The sequence below is a fragment of the Polaribacter sp. AHE13PA genome, from assembly GCF_019278505.1.
Classification (GTDB): Bacteria; Bacteroidota; Bacteroidia; order Flavobacteriales; family Flavobacteriaceae; genus Polaribacter.
The window spans coordinates 33,814-57,310 of the sequence record NZ_CP058985.1 but is presented as its reverse complement, the minus strand read 5'-3'; the positions used below and the strand labels follow the sequence as shown (position 1 = coordinate 57,310).

The window sequence follows — 23,497 nt, the reverse complement described above, 5'->3', positions numbered from 1 at the left end:
TTTATTTTAAAAAAGTTTTAAATCTAACAACTCCTGCGTTAAAAGAAAACTCTTTTAGGTATTCATTACTTATATACTCTTTACAACTGCTGTTTTTATTTACATTTAATAATAATTCCTCAAATACAGGAAAGAAATCTACTTCATTAGAAAATTTGGTTACATATTCAGATTTACCAATTTTTTCATAACCTCTGTAAGACTTTTCTTGTATAATACTAGGCAAACCTAAAGCCAAGGCATCCATTATTCTTAATTTTAAACCACCTCCTAATCTGGTAGGGCAAATATACATATCTGCTTCTGCAATTATTTTTCTAATATCTTTTGGTGATGGAATTATATTTACTTTTAAGCTTTTACATTTCTCTATCAATTCTTCACTAGGAGATCTACCAGTAATTGTTAATTCTATATTTGTATACTTTTCTTTTAATTTAGGATAAATAGTATCTAAAAACCAATTAACACCATCTAATGTCTGATAAGTTACCAATGAACCACTAATAACTAGCTTTATAGTATTAAAATTAATAGTAGCGCTATCTATAACTTTTTTTACTGTTTCCTTTTTATTAAACTCGAAACAACCTAAAACTTCTTTTACAGAATTATTATCACCATATTTACGGATAAATAAACTTAAATCTGGCTTGGTTAAAAATAAATTGATATTTGAAGATACATACGCCCTTTTTTCAAACTTTTTAATCCAATATAAAAAAGAACCTCTAATGGTTTCTATACTTTTATTTTCTTTATGATATTCTACTTCGTAATTATGATGTATGGTTACTAGTTTACAATTATATTTTTTAAATATGTTTATAAAATTACCTCCAATAATACTACCATCAAAAACTACGGTGTCTATAGTATCTTTATTGTCTTTTACCCAAGATTTAATTACTGTATCAAACCTAGTTAGTTTTCCTATTAAGATTCCTAAAATAGCACTAAACTTTGTTCTTGGTAGCACTTTAATAATTTTAGAAGACTCGTAACTTAATACATTATCTTCATAAGAGTCTGCCACAAAAAGAACTACCTGTTTAGGGTATATTTTGTTTAATGCTTCTAAATAAGCTCTTGTAGCAAATGCTCCTCCACCTAATTTGGTAGGATCATGTCTGGTTATAAATACTATCTTTTTCATTACAAATTAATAATTGAGTTATAAAATTTTTCTGTTAAAACAGTCCAATCTCTTTCGGCTAAATTATAATTATAATTTACAACCGGCTTCTTTAAAGCTGTATTAATTTTTAATAAAAAGTCTGTTGTATTATATACTGGTTCTATTTCATAATCTTTTAAATACTCACCATCGTGGTAGGCTACAATAGGTTTCTTTGCGGCCATAGCTTGTAAGTATTTGGCTGTTATACCCCAGTTTTTAGTTTTGTACCTATCTTTAGGATTCGGTACAATTACTACATCTGCATTTGTGATATATTTTGGTACGTCTGTAGGCTTAATACCGTCTATATAAAAAAGATTTGTATTTTTAAGATTTGTATAATTTATAAAGTTTTCATTTGGTATTTCTGGACATACAATTACAAAGTTTAAATGCTTGTCTAAATTAGCTGCTTCAACAATCATGTCCCAATCAATATCTCTTGCGCCAACATACAACACCGTATTTTCTTTTTGTAAAGCATTGGGGATACTATATGTTTGCGTGTAAGCATCCATATCTACACCATTGTTTAAAATAGCACAATTTTTAGACTTGGTGTACTCTTTATAAAAACCTGTAACAGTATCAAAGTTTTCTTTATTTACTAAAAAAACCAAATCTGCATTAAATAATATTTCCTTTTCTGCCTCTACAATGTGTAAACTTGCATTTTTATTTGCACAAACAGGGTCTGAAGGTCTATAAATTATTTTAGCATCTGGAAATAATTTTCTTATTTTTTTATAATACAATAAAGCCTCATTAGATTCAAACACAAAATGGGTAACTCCTTTAAATTTATCTTGTAAAAATTTATTGGTATTTTGTAAGGATGTTTTTTGTAAAAATTTATTTACTTTATTAGAGAAAAATTTTCTTAAACCTCCTGGTAAAGCAAATGTAGGTAATGTTAAATTTAATAAACTTCCTTTACCTATAGAATACTCTAAACCTTTACTTAAATTTTTTAAAACAGTTTTATTTAGCCTTTCATCATTTTTAAAATAAGAATAATATGGTCTTGGTACACTAAAAAAAAACACTCTCCATCCTTTATTTGCAAACTCTTCTGCAAATTTATGAAACCCACCTTGCCTCTTAGACTCCCAGTTGTGAAACGTTAAAAATACTATTTTGCTTTTCATTTAATATAATTAAAAATTATTTCTGCCATTTTTTTCTGTCCACTTTCATTAAAATGAATTTTATCTCTAAAGTCTAAAGTAGAGCTTTCTTTTATATCTAATAACAATTCGATATTATTTTGAGAAGCAAACTTAATTATTTCTTTACCTTGTTCATTATAACTCCCTTTTTTAACCTCCTCACTTTCTGCATGAAGATAAATTACAAGTGGTATATTATTTGTTTTAGAATATGAATAAATTGCATTAAAACCAGAGTTAAATTTGCTATTCTTCTTTTTTTTATTAATTCCTAAACTATTATTAGTAACTTTTTTCTTTGTTCTTTTTAACCTTGGTAACAAGTATCTATCTACAATTTCATAAATACTAGAAAAATACTGTTTATTCGGGAAGCTCTTATTAATACCTATAATTTTTTTAAAATCCATGTTATCATACGCATCATGTGAGCTAACAAATAAGAATATTGAGCTAGCATTAAAATTACCATACTTTTTTAAATATGTATAACAATTATCTGGCCCCCAACTTCCGGCAGAAACATTTAAAAATTGAACTTTTTTATCATATAAATTAGATATTTTTTTTGAAAGAATACTAGTAGCCAAAGAGTCTTGATCTGTAAGTACTCCTCCATTTAAAATAGAATCACCTAAACCTAATATGGTAATACTATTACTATCTATTTCTTCACTTCTCATTGAAAATGAATTATAGTAAATATTATTTCTAAATCTATAGCGGCTTTGATTTTCTTTTGCGATATATTCAAAATCAGAATCTTCCCTTAATAAAACATCATCGCAAAACCCAAAAAAAAACCTTAAAAAAACCTCAAAAAAAAGTAAAAGGAATACAAACCAGTAAATATATTTTTTCATAATTATGAGTTTAATTTTGGAATTTTAGATAAATTCCAAATAATAAAAAATAGACCTCCAAACTCAGAAAATAGTATCACTATCTCCGTATTCATAAAAATAACCGCAGAAAGTAATAGTGTTATTTTTAAAACACTATTATCCTTCCTTTTAATTGGTCTAATTAATAGGTACATTATTAAAATAAAAACAACTATCCCAACAACACCCCGCTCCATTAATACCAATACAAATGCATTATGAGGAGAAAATAAGTTTTTAGAATCTACTTTAGCATACCTGGCTCTTTTATGCATGGTTACAAAATTAGCTCCTGTGCCTAGGATAGGGTACTCATTAAAAAAAACAAAACTAGATTCCCATCTACTAAAACGCCCATTAGAAACATCTATATTCCCTGATTCTAAACTATCGTTTCTAGAGGTAATACTATCTAAAATACCAATTTTATTTAAAGAAAAAATTAAGCCTATTAATAAAACAATGATTCCTAAAAATCTAAAAACCTTTTTATTTTTATTAAGTTTTACACGTTTGTCTCTTTTAAATATAAAAAAAAGCAAAATTATATTTGCTATCATAACACTTCTTGTTAGTGTAATACTACCTACAATAACAGCTATAAGTATAAAAGCTTTTTTTAATTTATCTGGAATTACGGTGTACAATATAATATTCATTAAAAAAAAAGCTACTGCTGTACCTGTAGACGCAGCTATAGTTGTACTTATTCTGCTAATACCAGAAAAGCCATCGTTAGTAGACAGATCTTTCTCATAAGATAGAAAACCGAAACTATATAAAATAATTTGTAAACCAATAATAGTAGCCAACACAAGTGTTGGTTTTAATAAAAATTTTACATTTTCTTTTTTTAAAGGAAAAAATAAAAACACCAATAATGTACTATAGAAATCTGTACCAGCTAAAAAATTATTAACTACTTGGTAAGACCCACCGTTTACAGCAGATAAATACCCTAAAAAAATACCTAAAAACGTAAGAAGTATTAGGTAATAATTTTTACTTAATGTTTTTAAACTTAAAGGCGCTACAAAAGGTAATAAAAAAAAACATATTTCAGGTAAAAAGAAACTATAGCCTAAAATGTTTGTTGTTAATGAGAACTCCAAACCTTCAGGTGCAATTAAACGCAAATAAATAGGTGCTATTAAAAAATACACATGCAGCCTACTACTAAGTTTCTGTATATGTTCCATTAGTTATGCTTCGTTAAGTTAGAATAAACATCTTTTAAACTAGTAGCCATTTTTAACCAAGTGTCTGCTTCTATTTTTTTAAAGTTAGCAATACCAACTTGTTTAATTTTAAGAGCATCCATACTAGCTAATGCATCCATTTTTACAACTAAATCATCTGTATTGTTAAAAACAAACTCTTTGTTTATCAACTCTGCCATACTACCTACATTAGAAACCAAACAAGCACTTTTTAAAGACATTCCTAAAATTAAACTACCAGAGGTTAAAATATCTTTATATGGATACACCATTACATCAGAGGTTTTAATATATCCTTGTAATTCGTTATTTGCTACGTAACCTGGTTTAAAATATATGTTAGAATAACCTGCTATTTTAGATATAATTAGTGCCTTATCTTCAGGGTTGGTAACGTGTCCACAAATTAATAATTGACAGTTATCGTTGTTCATACTTTTAAAGGCACTTATAAGATCTAAGACACCTTTATAAGGACGAATATTTCCTAAAAAAGTAAATGTAAATTTGTCTTCAGGTATTTTTATAATATCTTTTTTAAACGCTTTCTTATCTCCTAAAAAAGGAGAATAATCATCGCAATAATTACCATGCGGAATTAAAAATATTTTATTTTCAGAAATACCAAACTCTTTTACCAATTTTTCTTTGGTAAATGTATTATGTACAAAAAAAGAATCTATTAACCTTTTAAAGAAAAATAAAAAAAAACGATCTATACTTACATTTTTTTTCTCATGATTTACAAGATTATGAACCGTCCAAACATACTTCTTATCTTTTTTAAAGAAATACAGTCTAACTAAAAAAACAAATGCTTTAAATAAAGATTTAGTGTAAGAGTTAGATTTTATAAATGGTTCAAACCAATGGAAATGAATAATATTTGCTTCCTTTAATTTTGGTGTTTTAAAAAAAGCACCAGCTCCAGTAGCAGCAATATCAATATGCATTCCTAAATCAGAAAACTTATCAATAATTCTTTTTTGGTATGGGTTATTCTTATAATATGGCGTAAAAAAAACTTTCATAATTATTTACAAAATAGATTTTTGTAAAAAATCTATAGATTTTTGTTTCTGATTGTTAATGGTTTTATTTACTTCAATGTAATCTATTGGTGTTAAAGTATCAAAATTAATCTGCTCTCCTTCATTTATTAATCTATGATTTAATTTAAAAAGATTTAATAAGCTTTTCATTCTAGATGCACCTCTTTTAGAGTTTGCAATACAAACAAATTGTTTATTAAAAATAATTGAAAAAGCTAAACCATGAAATGAATCTGTAACTACAAAATCTGCATTTTTAAGTTCTCCTAACCAAGTAGAAAAAGATTTAAATTTATACTTAGATAAGTTAAAACTTGGACTTCTAAAACTGAACTTATCATTTGTATAGATATTTATATCTTCATCAATACTAAATTTCTCTTTTATAGAAGTTAATATTGATTTTCTATAAGAATCTGGGTTTAAAAAATAATAAGCAACATACTTATTAGTGTTTTTCTTAAATTCTGGATCGATTATTTTTTGATATCTTTCTTTAGATAATAGAAAAACAGGATCTAAAACATGAATAGCTTCTACATTAAAAGTTTCTTTACAAATTTTAACACCTTCTGCCTCTCTAACAGAAATAGCATCAAATTTATTTATTAATGTATTAATTTCTGCTTCATTATTTTTATAACCTTCAAAATAATCTAAACCAAAACTTGCCGCGTAAGAAATCTTTCTTGTTTTATCAGATATAAAATCAAAAAAGAAACTAGATTGTAATTTCTTTGTATAAGCACCTCGCCATACTTGATCGCTACCAACTACAACAGCATCAAAAGATTCTGAAAAATCTTTTAGCATATCTTTAGTTTCTATTTCTGTAGTAAATTTATTATTTAAATACTTTTTTCTAAAATCACTAAAAGCACTTTCAAATATAGCATTATTAACATTTTTTTTAAGAACTCTTTTGTTTCTAGGTAAAAAAGGTAAGTCTTCAATATCTTTTATGTGTTCTTTTTTTAAATTAAAAATTTGAACATTAAAACCAAGTTCTTCTAGTGTTGTACTTAATGCATAACACTGTAGTAAAGCTCCGTAGTTATTACTAGATTGAAAGGTTAATAATCCTATTTTATTATATTTCATTTCCATCAATATTTAGTCTATATTTTAATGTATCTTTTTTTGAAGCAGCAATTAAAAAATTATCAGGTACATGCCCACAACTAATCATAGCTATAAACACATGTGATTCTTTAACACCAGTAACTTTACGCATATTTTTATCTTTAACGACAGAATTACTACAATTTAAGATACAAGCTCCTAATTGATTATAATGTAAAGAATACAACAGATTCATTGCAACCATACCTCCATCAATAAACGCTTGATTACGTTCTCCTTCTCCAAAAAATGTATTTAAATCTGAAGTTACAACAATTAATTTATTCGTTAAATGACCAAAACCTCTATTTCCTCCTTGCACTTTTAATATACTTGCTATTTGATCTTTATCTGTAAACACATGACAAAAAACTGATTGTCTATTACAAACAGAAGGTGTATTTTTTGTAAAATCTATAGCTGATTTTATTAATTCTAAATCAACATTTTCTTGAGAATAATTTCTTAAACTATGTCTTGAGTTAGCAAATTCTAGAAAATTAGACTTATTAAGTTTAAAATAATCTTCTTTATTTTTATTTATTTGTTTTGTTGATTGAAAATTTGTTTCTGTTTTTAAATTTAAAATACCAGTTTTTATTTCTTCTGGAATATTAATTTTATTTTTATTATGAACGCTTAAATACTCTATTAAAACACCTACCGCATTAATATATTGAGGATGATTAGAATTATATCTATTAGAGTACCTATTACAAAGGTTAATAAGTCCATTAACTCTATTCATTCCAAATCCATATCTAATATCTGGCATTGTCATCCCTTTTTCTAAGGCATGGTATTCCATTATTATTTTTGAGATTAAACCTTTCTCTGTGTTTAATCCATTAGTAGAACTATATTTAAAATATCTATTAAGATCATATGTATTAGCTCGTAAGGCTTTCATATAAAACAAAACATTTCTACGTTTTTGTTTTAAAGACGAAGGAATTAAGCTTGCTATTTTTGTTTTCATTTTATTTTTTGATAATTCTTGATGTTATTGAATTTATTATTATTTTTTCATTTTTTGACAAACCAATAAAATATGCCACTAATAGAAAAAGACTCGATGCAACAATAAAAGTATATATAAATGATAAATCTTTAATTCTTGTCATTAAAATACATGCTGCTATAGAAAATAAAGTAGGTACTAATATCTTTAAAATAACATCCTTTAAATAAAAACCAATTAAATTACCTACAATTTTATGTGTTAAGTAAACTCTTAATACTCCAGACAATACTTCTATAATTATATATACATATAATACTACCTCTGCTTTATACCCCAAACTTAGAAAAAAATAAGAAACTGGCATATTTAACAAAAGTAACCCTCCTGTTAAAATCATATACTTTTTTATATTACCTACTGATTGAATTGCAGATTTAATACCAACAGTTAATTGTTCTATTACTGCTCCAATAAGTAAAAGTTGACAAAAAACAACAGCATATTTTGGGGTTTCATTTAACCACAAGTGTATAATGTTATCCATTTCAAATATTAAGGGTATTGCAATAAAAGCTATTAAAAAGAAACCAAATTTAGAAGCCATCATAGACAACCTAAGCATTCTTTGTCTATCATTTGCTCCTTCACTTTTCATTATTTGAGGATTAATAGCTCTTAATATAGTTGCCGAAAAAAAACTTGCTTGAGATTTTACTTGATTTGCAATACCAAATGCGGCATTTACAACTGTACCAAAAAACATATTTGAAATAATAGCAATACCATGACCTCTACCCATTGAACAAGCCGCCCCAAATAAATTCCATCCAGCAAAACTTGTTTGACTTTTTATTTCTGATATATCTATATCCTTAACTAAAGAAACTTTTGTTTCTTTATATTTCCTATAACAATAAATCCATTTTATTCCATTAATTAGTATTAGCACAGAAAAAAGTAAAACAGAATAAAGAATTAACTTATCATAATTTACAATATAACTTAATATTATTGCTACTAAAAGTTTAAGTACTGTTTCAATAATACCCAAAATAGCCAATACAAGCATATTTTCGTGTGCATTTAAAACGGCATCAAATGGAACTGTCGCAATTGTTACAAATGTTGAAGCTACAACAAAGTGAAAAATAATTATTGCTGTATCTAATCTATCGGGAGCAATAACAAGTTTGTGTGTGATAAAATATTGACCTATTACCTCTACAACTAAAACAATAATTAAACCTGTTAAAATATGAATTAAAAAACTATTAGCAACAACTCGTTTAACTTCATCCATTAAACCTTTTCCTAAATTAAAGGATATAAATCTCTGTGTAGAAGAAGTTAAAGCCGACTTAAAAAAAGCTAACATCCCTACAACACCACCAATTAGACTATACAATCCAAAATCTTCTACACCTAGTGCCTTTATAATTAATTTAGTACTATATAAAGTTATAAAAACGGTTATTAAAGACCTTAAATAAGTAATTCCTGTATTAAATATAACTTTATGAGATGCTTGCATTTAAATTAATTATTAAAAATATTTCAAGAAAGTAAATCAACTACCTTCTTGAAATATTATTATTTTTTTGACAAAAAAATTATTCTGCTTGTTTTAAAATCTCATGCCCTGCTTTCAACAATACAACATCTTTTTTCATTATTGCAACATCTCCTTTCATCATATCTTTTACCAAAGAGGCTAAATCGTGCTCTGGCACCCAACCTAATTCGTTCTTTGCTTTAGAAGGGTCACCAATTAATAAATCTACTTCTGTTGGACGGAAATAAGATGGATCTACAGATAATACTTCTTTCCCAATTTCTATTTGAAAATCTTTATGGTTACAAGCTACAACAAAGGCTTTTTCCTCTACTCCTTCTCCCTTAAATTCTACTTCTATGCCAACTTCACTAAAAGCCAAACGTACAAAATCTCTTACAGTTGTAGTAACACCTGTTGCAATTACCCAGTCTTCTGGTTTATCTGCTTGTAAAATCATCCACATCATACGAACATAATCTTTCGCATGTCCCCAATCACGTTTTGCTTCTAAATTCCCTAGAAACACTTTTTCTTGTAATCCTAATGCAATTTTAGCTACAGCACGGGTAATTTTTCTTGTTACAAAAGTTTCTCCTCTTCTTGGAGACTCATGGTTAAATAAAATACCATTACAAGCAAACATATTATAGGCTTCTCTATAGTTTTTAGTAATCCAAAAACCATAAATTTTTGCTACTCCATAAGGAGAACGAGGGTAAAATGGAGAAGATTCATCATAGAAACCTCTTTCATTTTTATTTTCTGGCATCCCACCATATAACTCTGAAGTAGATGCTTGATAAATTCTTGTTTTCTTTTCTAAACCTAAAATTCTTACTGCTTCTAAGATTCTTAAAGTTCCCAATCCATCAACATTACCTACATATTCTGGAGTATCAAAAGAAACAGCTACGTGAGACATTGCCCCTAGATTGTAAATTTCATCTGGTTGACATTCTTGAATGATACGAGTAAGATTCATTGCGTCTGTTAAATCTCCATAATGCAATTTTAATCTTTGATCAGGATCGTGTGGATCTTGGTATAAATGATCAATTCTATTGGTATTAAAAAGAGAAGACCTTCTTTTAATACCATGTACTATATATCCTTTTTCTAATAATAACTCAGCTAAATATGAGCCGTCTTGTCCAGTAATTCCTGTAATTAATGCTACTTTATTCATAATTTTTTTCGTTGTTCGTTGTTCGTTGGTCGATTTTCGTTGTTCGATGAACGACAAACGAAAGACGAAAAACGACTTTTACAATTTAACCTCTTTAAAATTTTCAATATTTTTTAAAAACCAAGTGTAGGTTTTTTCAATCCCTTGTTTTAAATCAACTTTATGCTTCCAACCTAAGTTGTGCATTTTAGAAATATCCATCAACTTTCTTGGTGTTCCGTCTGGTTTATCAGCATCCCAAACAATAGTTCCTTGATGTCCTGTTACTTCCTGAATCGTTTCTGCCAATTCTTTAATCGTCAAATCTTCACCAGTACCTATATTGTATAGGTATTCTGGCAATTCATTTTCTAAAGCATACAAAACTGCTTCTGCCATATCATCTACAAACAAAAACTCACGCATTGGCGTTCCGCTTCCCCATAAGGTAACATCTGAATTATTATTCATTTTTGCCTCATGAAATTTACGTATCATAGCAGGTAACACATGAGAAGATTTTAAATCGAAATTATCATGTGTACCATATAAATTTGTAGGCATTAAGCTTACATAATCTTTTTGAAATTGTTTTCTAATTGCCTGACAAGCTTTTACACCTGTAATTTTTGCAATTGCATACCATTCATTTGTCGGCTCTAAAGAATCCGTTAACAAATACTCTTCTTTTAATGGTTGCGGCGCAAATTTAGGATAAATACAAGAACTACCTAAAAAAATAAATTTCTCAATTCCTACTTTTAATGCACTGTCAATTAAATTATTTTGAATTTGCATATTCTCCATCAAAAACTGGTATGGAAAATTATTATTCGCTAAAATACCACCTACTTTAGCTGCTGCATCAATAACAACTTCAGGTTTCTCTGTATGATAAAAATCAAGAACTGCTTCTTGATTTTTTAAATCTAACTCTTTACTAGATTTCCCTATTAAATTGGTGTATCCTTTCTCCTCTAAAGTTCTCCATACTGCAGAACCTACCATACCTCTATGACCAGCAATATAAATTTTAGTGTCCTTATTCATATTACAATTATATTATTTTCCTATTTGGAAATATTCAAATCCTTTTTCTTCTAAATTAAAAGCATTGTATTGATTTCTACCATCAAAAATAATAGGATTCTTTAATTGTTGCTTAATTTCTACAAAATCTGGAGAACGAAATTCTTTCCATTCTGTTAGCAAAATTAATGCATCTGAGTCTTGTAAAACTTCGTATTTAGAAGTACAATAGGTTATATTTTTAGCCTCTTTTAAGTAAAACTCTTTTGACTCCTCAATTGCTTTAGGATCATAGGCTTTTACTTTTGCACCTCTTTTTTCTAATTCTTTAACAATATAAATTGCTGGTGCTTCTCTCATATCATCTGTACCCGGTTTAAAAGCCAATCCCCATAAACCAAAAGTCATACCTGATAAATCTTCTCCAAAACGTTTTACAATCTTGTTAGCAATTACTAATTTCTGAGCATCATTAACATTCTCTACAGATTCTATTAAGTTTGCTTTATATCCGTTTTCTTCGGCTATTTTCTTTAAAGCTTTTACATCTTTAGGAAAACAAGAACCTCCATAACCTGCACCTGGATAAATAAAACTATACCCAATTCTCTTATCAGAACCAATACCGATACGAACCATGTTTGCGTCTGCACCAACTCTTTCACAAATATTTGCAATCTCATTCATAAATGAAATTTTTGTAGCCAACATTGTGTTTGCAGCATATTTTGTCATTTCTGCAGAACGGATATCCATAGTAATAAAACGATCATGCGTTCTAAAGAAAGGAGAATACAATTGCTTCATTAATTCAAAAGCATATTCAGAATCTGCTCCAATTACCACTCTATCTGGTTTCATGAAATCATCGATTGCCGCTCCTTCTTTTAAAAATTCAGGATTAGAAACTACACTAAACTCTAAGTCAGATCCTCTTTTATCTAACTCTGCCTGAATAGTCGCTTTTACTTTGTCTGCTGTACCAATTGGTACAGTAGATTTATCTACCACTATTAATCTTTTTTGCATGGTTTCACCAATAGATTTAGCAACAGCTAAAACATATTGTAAATCTGCAGAACCATCATCTCCCATTGGCGTACCAACAGCAATAAAAACAATTTCTGCATCACTGATAGCTTCTCCTAGTTTCGTAGTAAAAAATAAGTTTTTATTTTTTACATTTTTTAAAACCATTTGTTCTAAACCTGGTTCAAAAATAGGAATGATTCCTTCCTCTAATTTTTGAATTTTCTTTTGATCTATATCTACACAAGTAACTTTGTTCCCCATTTCTGCGAAACAAGTACCAGATACTAAACCAACATAACCTGAACCGATAACAGCAATATTCATAATTCTTTTTATTTTTTAATATTCAATTTTATTTAAGATATCAACATAAAAAAACACTTAAAATAAGTGTTTTCTTTCTAATTATTTTTTAACAACCACGAAGATGATTGTATTTTATCTCCCAAACCATCAATCAAGTCAATATTTAATTCTTTACAAACAGGTGCTTCAGGGATAGAGTTATTGTCTTGATCTCCTCCATTGGCAAAACCTATTTGATACTCTTTTCCATACTTTTCATGAATAGCACGTATAGAAGCACAAACGGTTCTATCGTTATCTACAGAAATCATAGCTTTATCTACAGATTTAATGTTCTCTACAATAAATAAACGTTCTTCTTCTTTTTGAAATTCTTTAGATCCTTTTAGCCCTCTTTGAAGATCGCTATTTACAATTACAAACAATTCATCTGCTAAAGCCTTCGCATTATTAAAATACTCCAAATGTCCTTTGTGAATAGGGTTAAAATATCCTGATACTATGATTAGTTTTTTCATCTTTTTTGCAAATATAAATTAATTTATTAAACAGATTAATAGGTGTTTTCCCTTGATTATCGACCAATTAAAAAATCACCCAATAAGCACCATCTTATTTCTAAAATGTATAAAAAACGTTTACCTATTTCTCTTTCTTTTTTAAATTCTCTTTTTCTTGTACCTCTTTACGAAGCCCACTACTAGAAAAACGGTGTTCTCTTTTATTGAAGTATAAGTCGATTCCTTTTTCTTCACAATACTTTCTACCTGTAAATTGTTTGCTAGCGTACTCATCTCCTATAACTCTAACATCTATTTTAAAAGATCTTAAAATATCTTCTAAATCTTGTTCTGTTGCATAAGGAACAATCTCATCTACGTATTTACACCCTTTTAGTTGAATGTATCTTTCTACGACTGACTGTACTGGCATATTCTTTTCCGGACGATCTAAAGTAGGATCTGTCTGTATACCACAAATTAAATAATCACATTGTTCTTTTGCATCTTCTAACATTTTTACATGTCCTGCATGAAATAAATCAAAAGCACTAAAGGTTATCCCAACTTTCATAAGTTTCTTTTTTTTTGAGCAAATATATGTTAATTATTTAAAAAAAAAAGGTTCTTCCTAAATAGAAGTAATTTCAACGTTAAATATAATAAAAATGAAATAAAACAATAAAAAAAACATAAAAACCTCATAAAAAGCGACTTACATTAAACATCTAACAAAATTATATTTATAAGGTAGTCAGAGAGTTCATACTTTGATAGTTCCCCCTAAAAAAAAAACATTTACATATAAAAAACCTAAAAAGAATTGTATAAAGAGAAGTAACCGCTTTACTTACCTGCTAATAAAAAGGTTTAAAAAAATCACTCTTTCAAAAAAAAGCTTCAATAAATTATTTTTATTCAATATTTAATCATCTATTAACACCACAAAAATCTAAAACAACTTTATCACTATCTGTTGGCAATGTTTTAAATTCGTTATGCGCAACTAGATAAACTATAATATCTGCCTTTTTAAAAGCTTCTTTATAATTTGTAATTTTATAAACATTATGTTCGGTAATATTAGGTTCAACAATAAAGTACTCTTCATTGTTTGTGTTTTGTAAAACTTTTTGGGCAATATATTTTGCCGGAGATTCACGTAAATCATCAATATTTGGTTTAAAAGCCAATCCCATTAGGGCAATACTTGGTTTTCTACCGTGCTTTAATTCAAATTTTAATTTCTCATTCTGAATCTTTTCTGCACACCAAAAAGACTTGTAATTATTTACCTCACGAGCCGTACCAATAATCTTAGATTCCATTGGGTAATCTGAGACAATAAAATAAGGATCTACAGCAATGCAATGCCCTCCAACGCCACAACCAGGTTGTAGAATATTAACTCTTGGATGCTTATTTGCTAAATTAATTAACTCCCAAACATTTATATCCGCTTTATCACAAATTAATGAAAGCTCATTGGCAAATGCAATCTGTACATCTCTAGAGGAATTTTCTGTTAACTTGCACATTTCTGCTGTTCTTGCATTTGTAGCATGCAGCGCTCCTTTTACAAATTGTTTGTAAAAACGAATTGCTTTTTGGGTAGATTTTTCATCTACACCTCCAATAACTCTATCATTATAAACCAATTCATGCATTACATTTCCAGGCAAAACTCTTTCCGGACAATAGGCAATGTTTAATTTACCTTTTAGCTCTGGTCTTACATCGTAAATAAGTCTTCTCATTTTTTCTGTAGTACCAATAGGTGAAGTAGATTCTATAATATATAAATCGTCTTCTTTTAAAAACGGAATAATATTCTTTGTTGCCAATTCCACATAAGAAATATCTGGCTCATGGTTTCCTTTAAAAGGAGTAGGTACCACAATTAAATAAGTAGCAGCTTCCACTGGTTTTATATCCGCAGTTAAAAAACCTTTTTTTACAGCTTCTTCTACAGCAATGTCTAAACTTGGCTCAATGATATGTATTTTACCTTGATTAATAGTATCTACCACATGCTGATTAACATCTACACCATGAACTTGAATGCCGTTTTGTGCTATTAATGCTGATGTAGGCAAACCAATATAACCTAAACCTACTGTTACAACTTCTACTTGTTTCATTATTCTAAATTTAAAATAAATTCAATAATCCTTTTGCACGCTTTTCCATCTCCGTACGGATTGTGTAAAGAACTCATTGATTGATATTTTTTTGAATCATCTAGCAACCCTTGTGTTTCCTTTACAATCTTATTGCAATCTGTACCCACTAAAATAACAGTTCCTGCTTCTACAGCTTCTGGTCTTTCTGTGGTGTCTCGCATCACTAAAACAGGCTTTCCTAAACTAGGTGCTTCTTCTTGCACTCCTCCACTATCTGTGATTATTAAATACGACTGATTCATCAACCAAACAAAGGATGGGTATGACAATGGTTTTACCAAGTGAATATTACTAACATCGCCTAACAATTCATTTACGGGCTTTAATACATTCGGGTTTAAATGAACCGGATATACAACCTCTACATTTGGATTATTAAGTGCGATTTCTTTAAGTGCAGCACAAATATTTATAAATCCTTGTCCGTGATTTTCTCTTCTATGCCCCGTTACTAAAATGATTTTCTTATCAAAATTAATCTTACTTTTAATTTCTTTAACATCCACATTATCCAAATTACTTACTCTACTAGAACTTTCTAACAAAGCATCAATAACCGTGTTTCCAGTAATTAAAATATTTTCTTCGGATACATTTTCTTGTAAAAGATTTTCTTTTGATTTAATGGTAGGTGCAAAATGATATGTAGCAACTCTACTTGCCACCTGACGATTCATTTCTTCCGGAAAAGGAGACAACATATTATGGGTTCTTAAACCAGCTTCTACATGACAAACCTTTGCTCCGGAATAAAAACCGGCGATACTTGCTGCCATGGTAGTGGTAGTATCCCCATGCACAAAAACATAATCGGGATTAAATGATTCTAAAATAGGTTTTAACCCAGAAATTACTTCTCCTGTTAAGTTGTATAAATTCTGATTAGGCTTCATTAAACACAAATCGAAATCTGGAGTAATATCAAAAAAACTTAAAACCTGATCTAACATTTCTCTATGCTGACCTGTAACACAAACCTTTGTTTCAAACCTTTTATCAGCTAAAAACTGATTTACTAAAGGTGCCATTTTAATAGCTTCTGGTCTTGTTCCGAAAATTAATAGATTCTTTTTTTTCATTATTTTTATTCAAAATAATTTGATGTTATATTCTTCATTTTCAAGAAAACATCTTTACAGTTAGTAACGACTAATTAGATATACTTGTAAATGAACTGATTTTGATTTAGAAAATCCTTTTTACTTAACAAACAGATGTTTTTCTCCTAATGCACTAATCGCTGTATTTCTAATATTATGAACAATTTTAATAGATTCTTCAGACTCTTTCAATCCAAATCCGTTTCCTTTTAAAATTTGCTCGTAACTCTTGGTATGTAAATCTGTAAAACCAGCACTAAACTCTAATTCTTGATCATCTATAGTGATGGATCTAAAAGTTCTTTGTCCTTTTTCTTTTATTTCTTGCGGTAAATCTTCTTCATTAATTGATAAAAACCAACGTACTCTAGCATTTTTAAACTCTAAATATCCCGCTGATTTATCTTTCTCTCTAAGATGTACTATATTTTCTTGAACTTCTCCAAAAATCCATGAAAGCATGTCGTAAAAATGGACTCCAATGTTTGTTGCAATTCCTCCGGATTTACTTTCATCTCCTTTCCAAGAAATATCATACCATTTACCTCTAGAAGTAATATATGTTAAATCGACATCGTATTTACCTGCTTTATTTTCTAGCGCTACTTTGTTTTTTAAAGCAATAATACTTGGGTGTAGTCTTAATTGTAAAATTGTATTTATTTTTTGCCCAGATTCTTTTTCGATATCTTTTAAAGCATCAACATTCCAAGGATTTAAAACTATAGGTTTTTCACAAATGGCATCAGCTCCTCTTCTTAAAGCCATTCTAATATGAGAATCATGTAAATAATTTGGTGTACAAATACTTACATAATCTAAGTGTGTACCACCTCTTTTTAACTTTTCTATATGACGATCAAATCTTTCGAATTCTACAAAAAAATCTGCTTTCGGAAAAAAACTATCCATTACACCAACACTATCAAACTTATCTAAAGCTGCTATTAGCTGATTATTGGTTTCCTTAATCGCTTTTAAATGTCTTGGCGCAATATATCCTGCAGCACCTATTAATGCAAAATTTTTCATTTCTTTATAGTGACTTATCTACGTGTTTAGAATCTAAAAAATTCTTTACATCGTATACAATTGATTTTTCTTTTTTAAGTTCTGCAAAATCCAAACTAAGAAATTCTTTGTGTGCCACAACTAAAATGACAGCATCAAATTTCTTTTTTGGTAAAATAATATTAGACGCTAACTGATATTCTCTTTCAACTTCGTTTGAATTTGCATGAGGATCAAAAATAGTTACGTTTGCTCCGTAATCCTTTAATTCATAAATAAGATCGACTGCCTTTGTGTTTCTAACATCCGGACAATTCTCTTTAAAAGTGATTCCCAAAACTAAAACTTCAGCTCCTTTTACTTCAATATCTCTCTGAATCATCAACTTAGCAACTTCCGATGCTACATATCTACCCATACCGTCATTGACTCTTCTACCTGCTAAAATAATTTCTGGATGATAGCCATATTCTTGTGCTTTCTGAGCTAAATAATAAGGATCAACACCAATACAATGTCCACCAACTAAACCTGGTTTAAAAGGTAAAAAGTTCCATTTTGTTCCTGCAGCTTCTAAAACATCTTGTGTATTGATATCCATCAACCCAAAAATCTTAGCCAACTCATTTACAAAGGCAATATTAATATCTCTCTGAGAGTTTTCGATTACTTTTGCTGCTTCTGCAACTTTTATTGAAGGTGCTAAATGTGTACCTGCTGTAATCACAGACGCGTATAAATCATTCACTTTCTCACCAACTTCTTTCGTAGAGCCAGAAGTAACTTTTAATATTTTTTCTACAGTATGTTTTTTATCACCCGGATTTATTCTTTCCGGAGAATATCCTACAAAAAAGTCTTTATTAAACACTAAACCAGAAACTCTTTCTAAAATAGGCACACAATCTTCTTCTGTTGCACCAGGATACACCGTAGATTCATAAATTACGATATCTCCTTTTTTAACAACACTTCCAACGGTTTCACTCGCTTTTATTAAAGGCGTTAAAACAGGTCTGTTATTCTTATCTACTGGCGTAGGAACCGTAACTACAAAATAATTACAACCTCTTAACTCCTCTAAATTAGATGCAAAAAACAATCCTTTTTCATCCGAATTCTCTTCATTTATAACATCTAACAACAACTCTTTAGAAACTTCTCTTGTGCTGTCTTGTCCTAATTTTAATTCTTCTATCCTAGGTTGATTAATATCAAAACCAACAACAGAAAATTTTGTAGCAAAAAGCCTCGCTAATGGTAAGCCAACATAGCCTAAACCAATAATACCTATTTTAATTTTACTCATTTATTTAAGTTTTCCCAATACCAATCTATCGATTCTTTTAATCCTTCTTTTAAAGAGAACTCTGGGGTATAATTTAATAATTTCTTAGCTTTTGATATATCTGCATGAGAATGCGGAATATCTCCAATTCTATTAGGACCAAAAATAACTTCTACATCCTTAATTTTTGGATTATAATTTGATAAAAACTCTTTTAAAGAATCACATAAATCGATTAAAGTGTTTCTATCTCCAAAGGCAACATTATAAATTTCATTAGCAGCTTCTTTATCCGCAACTAAACTTAATAAGTTTGCCTGAATAACATTGTCTATATATGTAAAATCTCTAGAAAAAGAACCATCTCCGTTGATAACCGGAGATTCTAAACTCATAAACTGATTTACAAACTTAGGTATTACTGCTGCATACGCTCCGTTAGCATCTTGCTTTCTTCCAAAAACATTAAAATATCTTAACCCAATTGTTTCTAAGCCATACGTTTTACCAAAAACATCTGCATACAATTCATTTACATATTTGGTAACTGCATAAGGAGATAATGGTTTCCCTATAACATCTTCTACTTTTGGTAACGATTCTGAGTCTCCGTAGGTAGAAGAACTTGCTGCAAACACAAATCTTTTTACATTGTTATCTCTTGCTGCGACTAACATATTTAGAAAACCAGAAACATTAACGTCATTTGTTGTAATAGGATCTTTTATAGATCTAGGAACTGAACCTAAAGCTGCTTGATGCAAAACATAATCTACACCAGAAGCTGCCAACATACAATCTTCTAAAATTCTAATATCTCCTTCAACTAAAGTGAAATCTGGGTTTTCTATAAGCGAAACTAAATTCTCTCTTTTCCCTGTAGAAAAATTATCTAAACAAACTACTGTATTCTTCTTTTCAAGTAAAGCCTCGCACAAATTAGAACCGATAAAACCAGCACCTCCTGTAACAAGTATCTTTTTTCCTGACAATTTTATATCCATTAAGAAATCTTTTAGCTATTTTTTATAAAGAAACAAATATAATAAAAGAATCATTGGACTCTTTATCAAAAACCATTAAAAACAAAAAATCCTTCACATAAATGTGAAGGATTTTGCTTTTGGTGGGCAATGAGGGATTCGAACCCCCGACCCTCTCGGTGTAAACGAGATGCTCTGAACCAACTGAGCTAATTGCCCTAAGCGGCTGCAAATATAATACTTTATTTAGATCTACCAAACAAAATGAAAAATAATTTTATTTTTATTTAAAAATCTATTAAAAACAAAAAATCCTTCACATAAATGTAAAGGATTTTGCTTTGGTGGGCAATGAGGGATTCGAACCCCCGACCCTCTCGGTGTAAACGAGATGCTCTGAACCAACTGAGCTAATTGCCCTAAGCGGTTGCAAATATAAAACTTATTTTAGTTCTACCAAGTAAAAAATGATATTTTATTTAAATAATTTCAGCAACAACAAAAGTACTTCCTCCTACATAAATGATATCTTCCTGATTTGCATTCAGTAACGCATCTTCAAAAGCAACTTTTACTGAAGGATATTTTTTTCCAATTAAACCAAATTCTTTTGCTTGCTCTTGCAAAACAACTTCACACATACCTCTTGGAATATCTGGCTTACAAAAATAGTACGCTGCTACTTCTGGAAAAAGTGGTAAAACCTCTTCTAATTTCTTATCTGAAACTACTCCTAAAACAAAATGTATCTTATTAAAGGTTTCTTTTTTTAATTGATTGAGCACAATATGCAACCCATCTTTATTATGAGCAGTATCACAAATTACTTTTGGGTTCTCTTGTAAAATCTGCCATCTACCTTTTAAATTGGTGTTTTTTACAACATTCAATAATCCTTTTTCAATATTTTCTGAAGATATTGTGAATTCCTTTAATTTTTGAATGGCCGCAACAGCTGTTTTTGTGTTTTTTTGCTGATAATCGCCCAATAAGTCCGTCTTGTAATTTTTATCATCATCCGAAGCAAAAGAAATAGGCACTTTGCACGCTTCCGCTTTAACGATAAAGACACTTTTTACAGCTTCTTGTTCTTCTCCTATTACAACCGGAACCTTGTTTTTAATAATACCTGCTTTTTCAAAAGCAATTTCTGGTAATGTTTCTCCTAAAAACTGCGTATGATCTAAACCGATGTTCGTAATTACAGAAACCTCTGGAGTAATAATGTTTGTAGAATCTAATCTTCCTCCTAAACCAACTTCTATAATAGCAATGTCTACTTTTTCTTCAGCAAAATAATCGAAAGCCAAACCAACTGTCATTTCAAAAAAGGACAATCTTTGTGTTTCTAAAAAATATTTGTGTTGTTTTATAAAGGATAAAACTTTCTTTTCTGAAATTTCAATTCCATTAATTCTAATTCTTTCGGTAAAGTTTTTTAAGTGAGGTGAAGTATACAAACCTACTTTATAACCGGCTTCTTGTAAAATAGAAGCTAACATATGACTTGTAGAACCTTTTCCGTTAGTACCACCAACGTGAATTGATTTAAACTTTTTTTCTGGAAAACCCAATTCTTTTGAAAGCGCTAAAGTGTTGGTTAAATCTTTTTTGAATGCCGTTTTACCTTCTTTTTGATACATAGGTAATTGCGCAAACATCCAATCTAATGTTTGTTGATAATTCATGTTGTAAAAATACGTGATTATTTAGACAAGGTAAACTTATAAATAATTGTCCCAACTTGGTTTGCGGGTGCTTTTTCATCAGGATTCCAAGTAGTTCTTAGAGCTGCCTCTTTTGCTGCCTTAAGTAGGCAGGGAGCTGTATTAGTACTTCCTTTATATCCTGGTTTTGTAAAAATTACTTTTCCATTTTTATTAACTTGAATTTGTACCACCACAGTCCCTTCTTCCTGACAATCGGGTTGAACTTTTGGTGTAGAAAGCGCTCTTCTACCCGCTAAATTATAATCACCTCCATCACCACTTCCAGTATTTCCATAGTATTTAGAAGAAGCCGGATCTCCAGTTTCTTTTCCTTTTACACCTGGCTTTGCATCATCTCCTTCTCCTTGTGGTTTTCCATCCGAAGAATTTCCGTTTAATAAATTATTTAACGCATCTTGAGTTGCTTTAGATGGCTTTGGCTTTTCTTTCGGAATTTCTTTTACAACCTCCTTTTCAACAGGTTTTACAACTTCTACCTTTTTTTCTACAACCTTTTTTACAGGCTCTTTCACTACTTCTTTTATCTTTTCTACAACCGGAACGTCTTTAGAAGTCTCTTCTGTAATAATATCTTCTTTAACTACTTCTTGCGGAGTTTCTTTTACAACTTCTTCAACCACCTCTTTTTCCTCAACCTCCTCTTCAACGACTTCTGGAGCAGAAATTTTCTTTGTATCTTCTACTGGTTCTCCACTTCCAACTTCTGAAGTTCCAAAATTAATAGCCAAACCATATTCTTCTGGAGGATCTAAATAACGCATTCCGTAATTTAGAATTCCGAAGATAATAAGCACCAGAATAACCGCTGTAATTACAGCAGATTTACGTTTATGTGTTGTATTTAGTATTTGCATTTTATTTGCCTTTTACAGCTAAAATCATTTTTAACTTGTTCTTATTCGCAATATCAATTACCTGCATTACATTTTTATAAGGCACATCTTTATCTCCTCTAATAATAATAGTCTTCTTTTTATCGGCTCCAACACTTTTTAGAATTTCACTTTCCAAACTTGCTGAACTCACTTTTGTTTTATCAATATAAAACAACGATTCATTTGTGATAGATACTGCAACAGATTTATTATTCTCTGTCTTCCCTCCTGCTTTTGGTAACAAAACATCAATGGCACTTACAGTAACCAACGTAGAGGTAAGCATAAAAAATATCAACAATAGAAAAACAATATCTGTCATTGATGACATATTGAATGTTGGATCTACTTTATTTCTTCCGCGTAAATTCATAAAATATTATTTTTCAAACTTTGAATTTAAAACTACTTATGCTGGCTCGTTTAATAAATCTAAAAACTCAACAGATTTTGCTTCCATTTGATAAATTACCTTATCTGTTCTTACCACTAAATGATTATAAGTTATATACGCAATAATACCCACAATCAACCCTCCAACTGTAGTTGTCATTGCAGTATACAAACCATCGGAAAGTAATTTAATATCTATTTGGCCACCTGCATTTGCAATTTCATGAATCGCAACAATCATACCGATTACAGTTCCTAAAAAACCAATCATTGGTGCCGCACCAGCAATCGTTGCCAAAACACTTACATTTTTCTCTAACTGATACACCTCTAACTTCCCTGCTGTTTCAATAGCTGTATTAATATCATCTAAAGGCTTCCCTATTCTAGAAATTCCTTTTCCAATTAATCTTGCTGTTGGTGTATTTTTACTTTTACAAAGCGCATCTGCAGACTCCAATTTCCCATTAGAAACAAAATCCTTAATTTGATTCATAAAATTTTCATCCATTTTTGATGCTGCTTTTATAGCAAAGAATCTTTCAAAATAAATATACATCGCAATAGCCAACAACACAAAAAGTAGTGCTAAGATTATTTGCCCTCCTAAACCACCATCCATAATTAATTTATAGATAGAAAGTGTTTTTTCTTCTGAAACAACCTCTTCTAAAACTTCTTTATTCTCTTGAAAAAATAACAACATTTAATTCTATTTTAAGTTCTATTTAAGTAACGACCTTTCTATTTTTAAAT

Annotated in this window: 22 protein-coding genes and 2 tRNA genes; all 24 read right to left on the bottom strand. The window is 29.5% G+C overall.

Annotation, left to right across the window (positions count from 1 at the left end; genetic code table 11):
• Position 1: 1 nt before the first annotated feature.
• The 24 genes from H0I28_RS00235 to H0I28_RS00120 all read right to left on the bottom strand — a co-directional run bounded on the left by H0I28_RS00235 (position 2) and on the right by H0I28_RS00120 (position 23,447).
• Entirely contained in the window at positions 2–1,156 is a 1,155-nt protein-coding gene (locus H0I28_RS00235) for a glycosyltransferase (RefSeq protein WP_218759995.1), read from the bottom strand.
• Positions 1,156–2,328 carry a glycosyltransferase gene (locus H0I28_RS00230; protein WP_218759994.1) on the bottom strand — a complete coding sequence of 391 codons (1,173 nt, stop codon included), beginning with the start codon at positions 2,326–2,328 and terminating at the stop codon, positions 1,156–1,158. The genes H0I28_RS00235 and H0I28_RS00230 overlap by 1 nt, the downstream gene beginning before the upstream one ends.
• On the bottom strand, positions 2,325–3,212 hold the full coding sequence (locus tag H0I28_RS00225; protein ID WP_218759993.1) for a hypothetical protein: 888 nt from the start codon (positions 3,210–3,212) through the stop codon (positions 2,325–2,327). The genes H0I28_RS00230 and H0I28_RS00225 overlap by 4 nt, the downstream gene beginning before the upstream one ends.
• 2 nt (positions 3,213–3,214) lie before the next feature.
• Positions 3,215–4,432 carry an O-antigen ligase gene (locus H0I28_RS00220; protein ID WP_218759992.1) on the bottom strand — a complete coding sequence of 406 codons (1,218 nt, stop codon included), beginning with the start codon at positions 4,430–4,432 and terminating at the stop codon, positions 3,215–3,217.
• Positions 4,432–5,484 carry a glycosyltransferase family 4 protein gene (locus tag H0I28_RS00215; protein ID WP_218759991.1) on the bottom strand — a complete coding sequence of 351 codons (1,053 nt, stop codon included), beginning with the start codon at positions 5,482–5,484 and terminating at the stop codon, positions 4,432–4,434. The genes H0I28_RS00220 and H0I28_RS00215 overlap by 1 nt, the downstream gene beginning before the upstream one ends.
• Positions 5,485–5,490: 6 nt before the next feature.
• Entirely contained in the window at positions 5,491–6,606 is a 1,116-nt protein-coding gene (locus H0I28_RS00210) for a polysaccharide pyruvyl transferase family protein (protein ID WP_218759990.1), read from the bottom strand.
• Positions 6,596–7,606, bottom strand: a complete 1,011-nt coding sequence (locus H0I28_RS00205) for a nitroreductase family protein (protein ID WP_218759989.1) — start codon at positions 7,604–7,606, stop codon at positions 6,596–6,598. The genes H0I28_RS00210 and H0I28_RS00205 overlap by 11 nt, the downstream gene beginning before the upstream one ends.
• 1 nt (position 7,607) lies before the next feature.
• The gene (locus tag H0I28_RS00200) at positions 7,608–9,122 is read right to left on the bottom strand and encodes an MATE family efflux transporter (protein ID WP_218759988.1); all 1,515 of its coding nucleotides are present in this window, start codon (positions 9,120–9,122) and stop codon (positions 7,608–7,610) included.
• 79 nt (positions 9,123–9,201) lie between these two features.
• Positions 9,202–10,332: a GDP-mannose 4,6-dehydratase gene (gmd, locus tag H0I28_RS00195; RefSeq protein WP_218759987.1), complete on the bottom strand. Its 1,131-nt coding sequence runs from the start codon at positions 10,330–10,332 to the stop codon at positions 9,202–9,204.
• 78 nt (positions 10,333–10,410) lie between these two features.
• Positions 10,411–11,361 carry a GDP-L-fucose synthase gene (locus tag H0I28_RS00190; protein ID WP_218759985.1) on the bottom strand — a complete coding sequence of 317 codons (951 nt, stop codon included), beginning with the start codon at positions 11,359–11,361 and terminating at the stop codon, positions 10,411–10,413.
• Between the two features lie 12 nt (positions 11,362–11,373).
• Positions 11,374–12,696 (bottom strand): UDP-glucose/GDP-mannose dehydrogenase family protein, encoded by a 1,323-nt coding sequence (locus H0I28_RS00185; protein ID WP_218759983.1) that lies wholly within the window; start codon positions 12,694–12,696, stop codon positions 11,374–11,376.
• Positions 12,697–12,773: 77 nt separating this feature from the next.
• On the bottom strand, positions 12,774–13,196 hold the full coding sequence (locus tag H0I28_RS00180) for an adenylyltransferase/cytidyltransferase family protein (protein WP_218759981.1): 423 nt from the start codon (positions 13,194–13,196) through the stop codon (positions 12,774–12,776).
• Positions 13,197–13,320: 124 nt separating this feature from the next.
• Positions 13,321–13,752 (bottom strand): adenylyltransferase/cytidyltransferase family protein, encoded by a 432-nt coding sequence (locus tag H0I28_RS00175; RefSeq protein ID WP_025562360.1) that lies wholly within the window; start codon positions 13,750–13,752, stop codon positions 13,321–13,323.
• A 355-nt stretch (positions 13,753–14,107) separates the two neighbouring features.
• Entirely contained in the window at positions 14,108–15,319 is a 1,212-nt protein-coding gene (gene wecC / locus H0I28_RS00170; RefSeq protein WP_218759979.1) for a UDP-N-acetyl-D-mannosamine dehydrogenase, read from the bottom strand.
• A complete protein-coding gene (wecB, locus tag H0I28_RS00165; RefSeq protein ID WP_218759977.1) occupies positions 15,319–16,440 on the bottom strand; it encodes a non-hydrolyzing UDP-N-acetylglucosamine 2-epimerase in 1,122 nt (373 codons plus the stop codon). The genes wecC and wecB overlap by 1 nt, the downstream gene beginning before the upstream one ends.
• Before the next feature lie 120 nt (positions 16,441–16,560).
• Positions 16,561–17,493, bottom strand: a complete 933-nt coding sequence (locus H0I28_RS00160) for a Gfo/Idh/MocA family protein (protein WP_218759975.1) — start codon at positions 17,491–17,493, stop codon at positions 16,561–16,563.
• Positions 17,494–17,497: 4 nt separating this feature from the next.
• Positions 17,498–18,781, bottom strand: a complete 1,284-nt coding sequence (locus tag H0I28_RS00155; protein ID WP_218759973.1) for a nucleotide sugar dehydrogenase — start codon at positions 18,779–18,781, stop codon at positions 17,498–17,500.
• A complete protein-coding gene (locus tag H0I28_RS00150; protein ID WP_218759971.1) occupies positions 18,778–19,764 on the bottom strand; it encodes an SDR family oxidoreductase in 987 nt (328 codons plus the stop codon). Before H0I28_RS00150 ends, H0I28_RS00155 begins: the two co-directional genes overlap by 4 nt.
• Positions 19,765–19,884: 120 nt before the next feature.
• Positions 19,885–19,962: transfer RNA gene (locus tag H0I28_RS00145), tRNA-Val, on the bottom strand.
• Between the two features lie 123 nt (positions 19,963–20,085).
• Positions 20,086–20,163 (bottom strand) — tRNA-Val (locus H0I28_RS00140).
• A gap of 59 nt (positions 20,164–20,222) precedes the next feature.
• Complete coding sequence (locus H0I28_RS00135) at positions 20,223–21,431, bottom strand: folylpolyglutamate synthase/dihydrofolate synthase family protein (RefSeq protein WP_218759970.1); 1,209 nt, start codon at positions 21,429–21,431, stop codon at positions 20,223–20,225.
• A gap of 17 nt (positions 21,432–21,448) precedes the next feature.
• Positions 21,449–22,327 carry an energy transducer TonB gene (locus H0I28_RS00130; RefSeq protein ID WP_218752241.1) on the bottom strand — a complete coding sequence of 293 codons (879 nt, stop codon included), beginning with the start codon at positions 22,325–22,327 and terminating at the stop codon, positions 21,449–21,451.
• A 1-nt stretch (position 22,328) separates the two neighbouring features.
• A complete protein-coding gene (locus H0I28_RS00125) occupies positions 22,329–22,721 on the bottom strand; it encodes a biopolymer transporter ExbD (RefSeq protein WP_165733012.1) in 393 nt (130 codons plus the stop codon).
• A gap of 36 nt (positions 22,722–22,757) precedes the next feature.
• Positions 22,758–23,447: a MotA/TolQ/ExbB proton channel family protein gene (locus H0I28_RS00120; RefSeq protein ID WP_218732708.1), complete on the bottom strand. Its 690-nt coding sequence runs from the start codon at positions 23,445–23,447 to the stop codon at positions 22,758–22,760.
• Positions 23,448–23,497 lie beyond the last annotated feature (50 nt).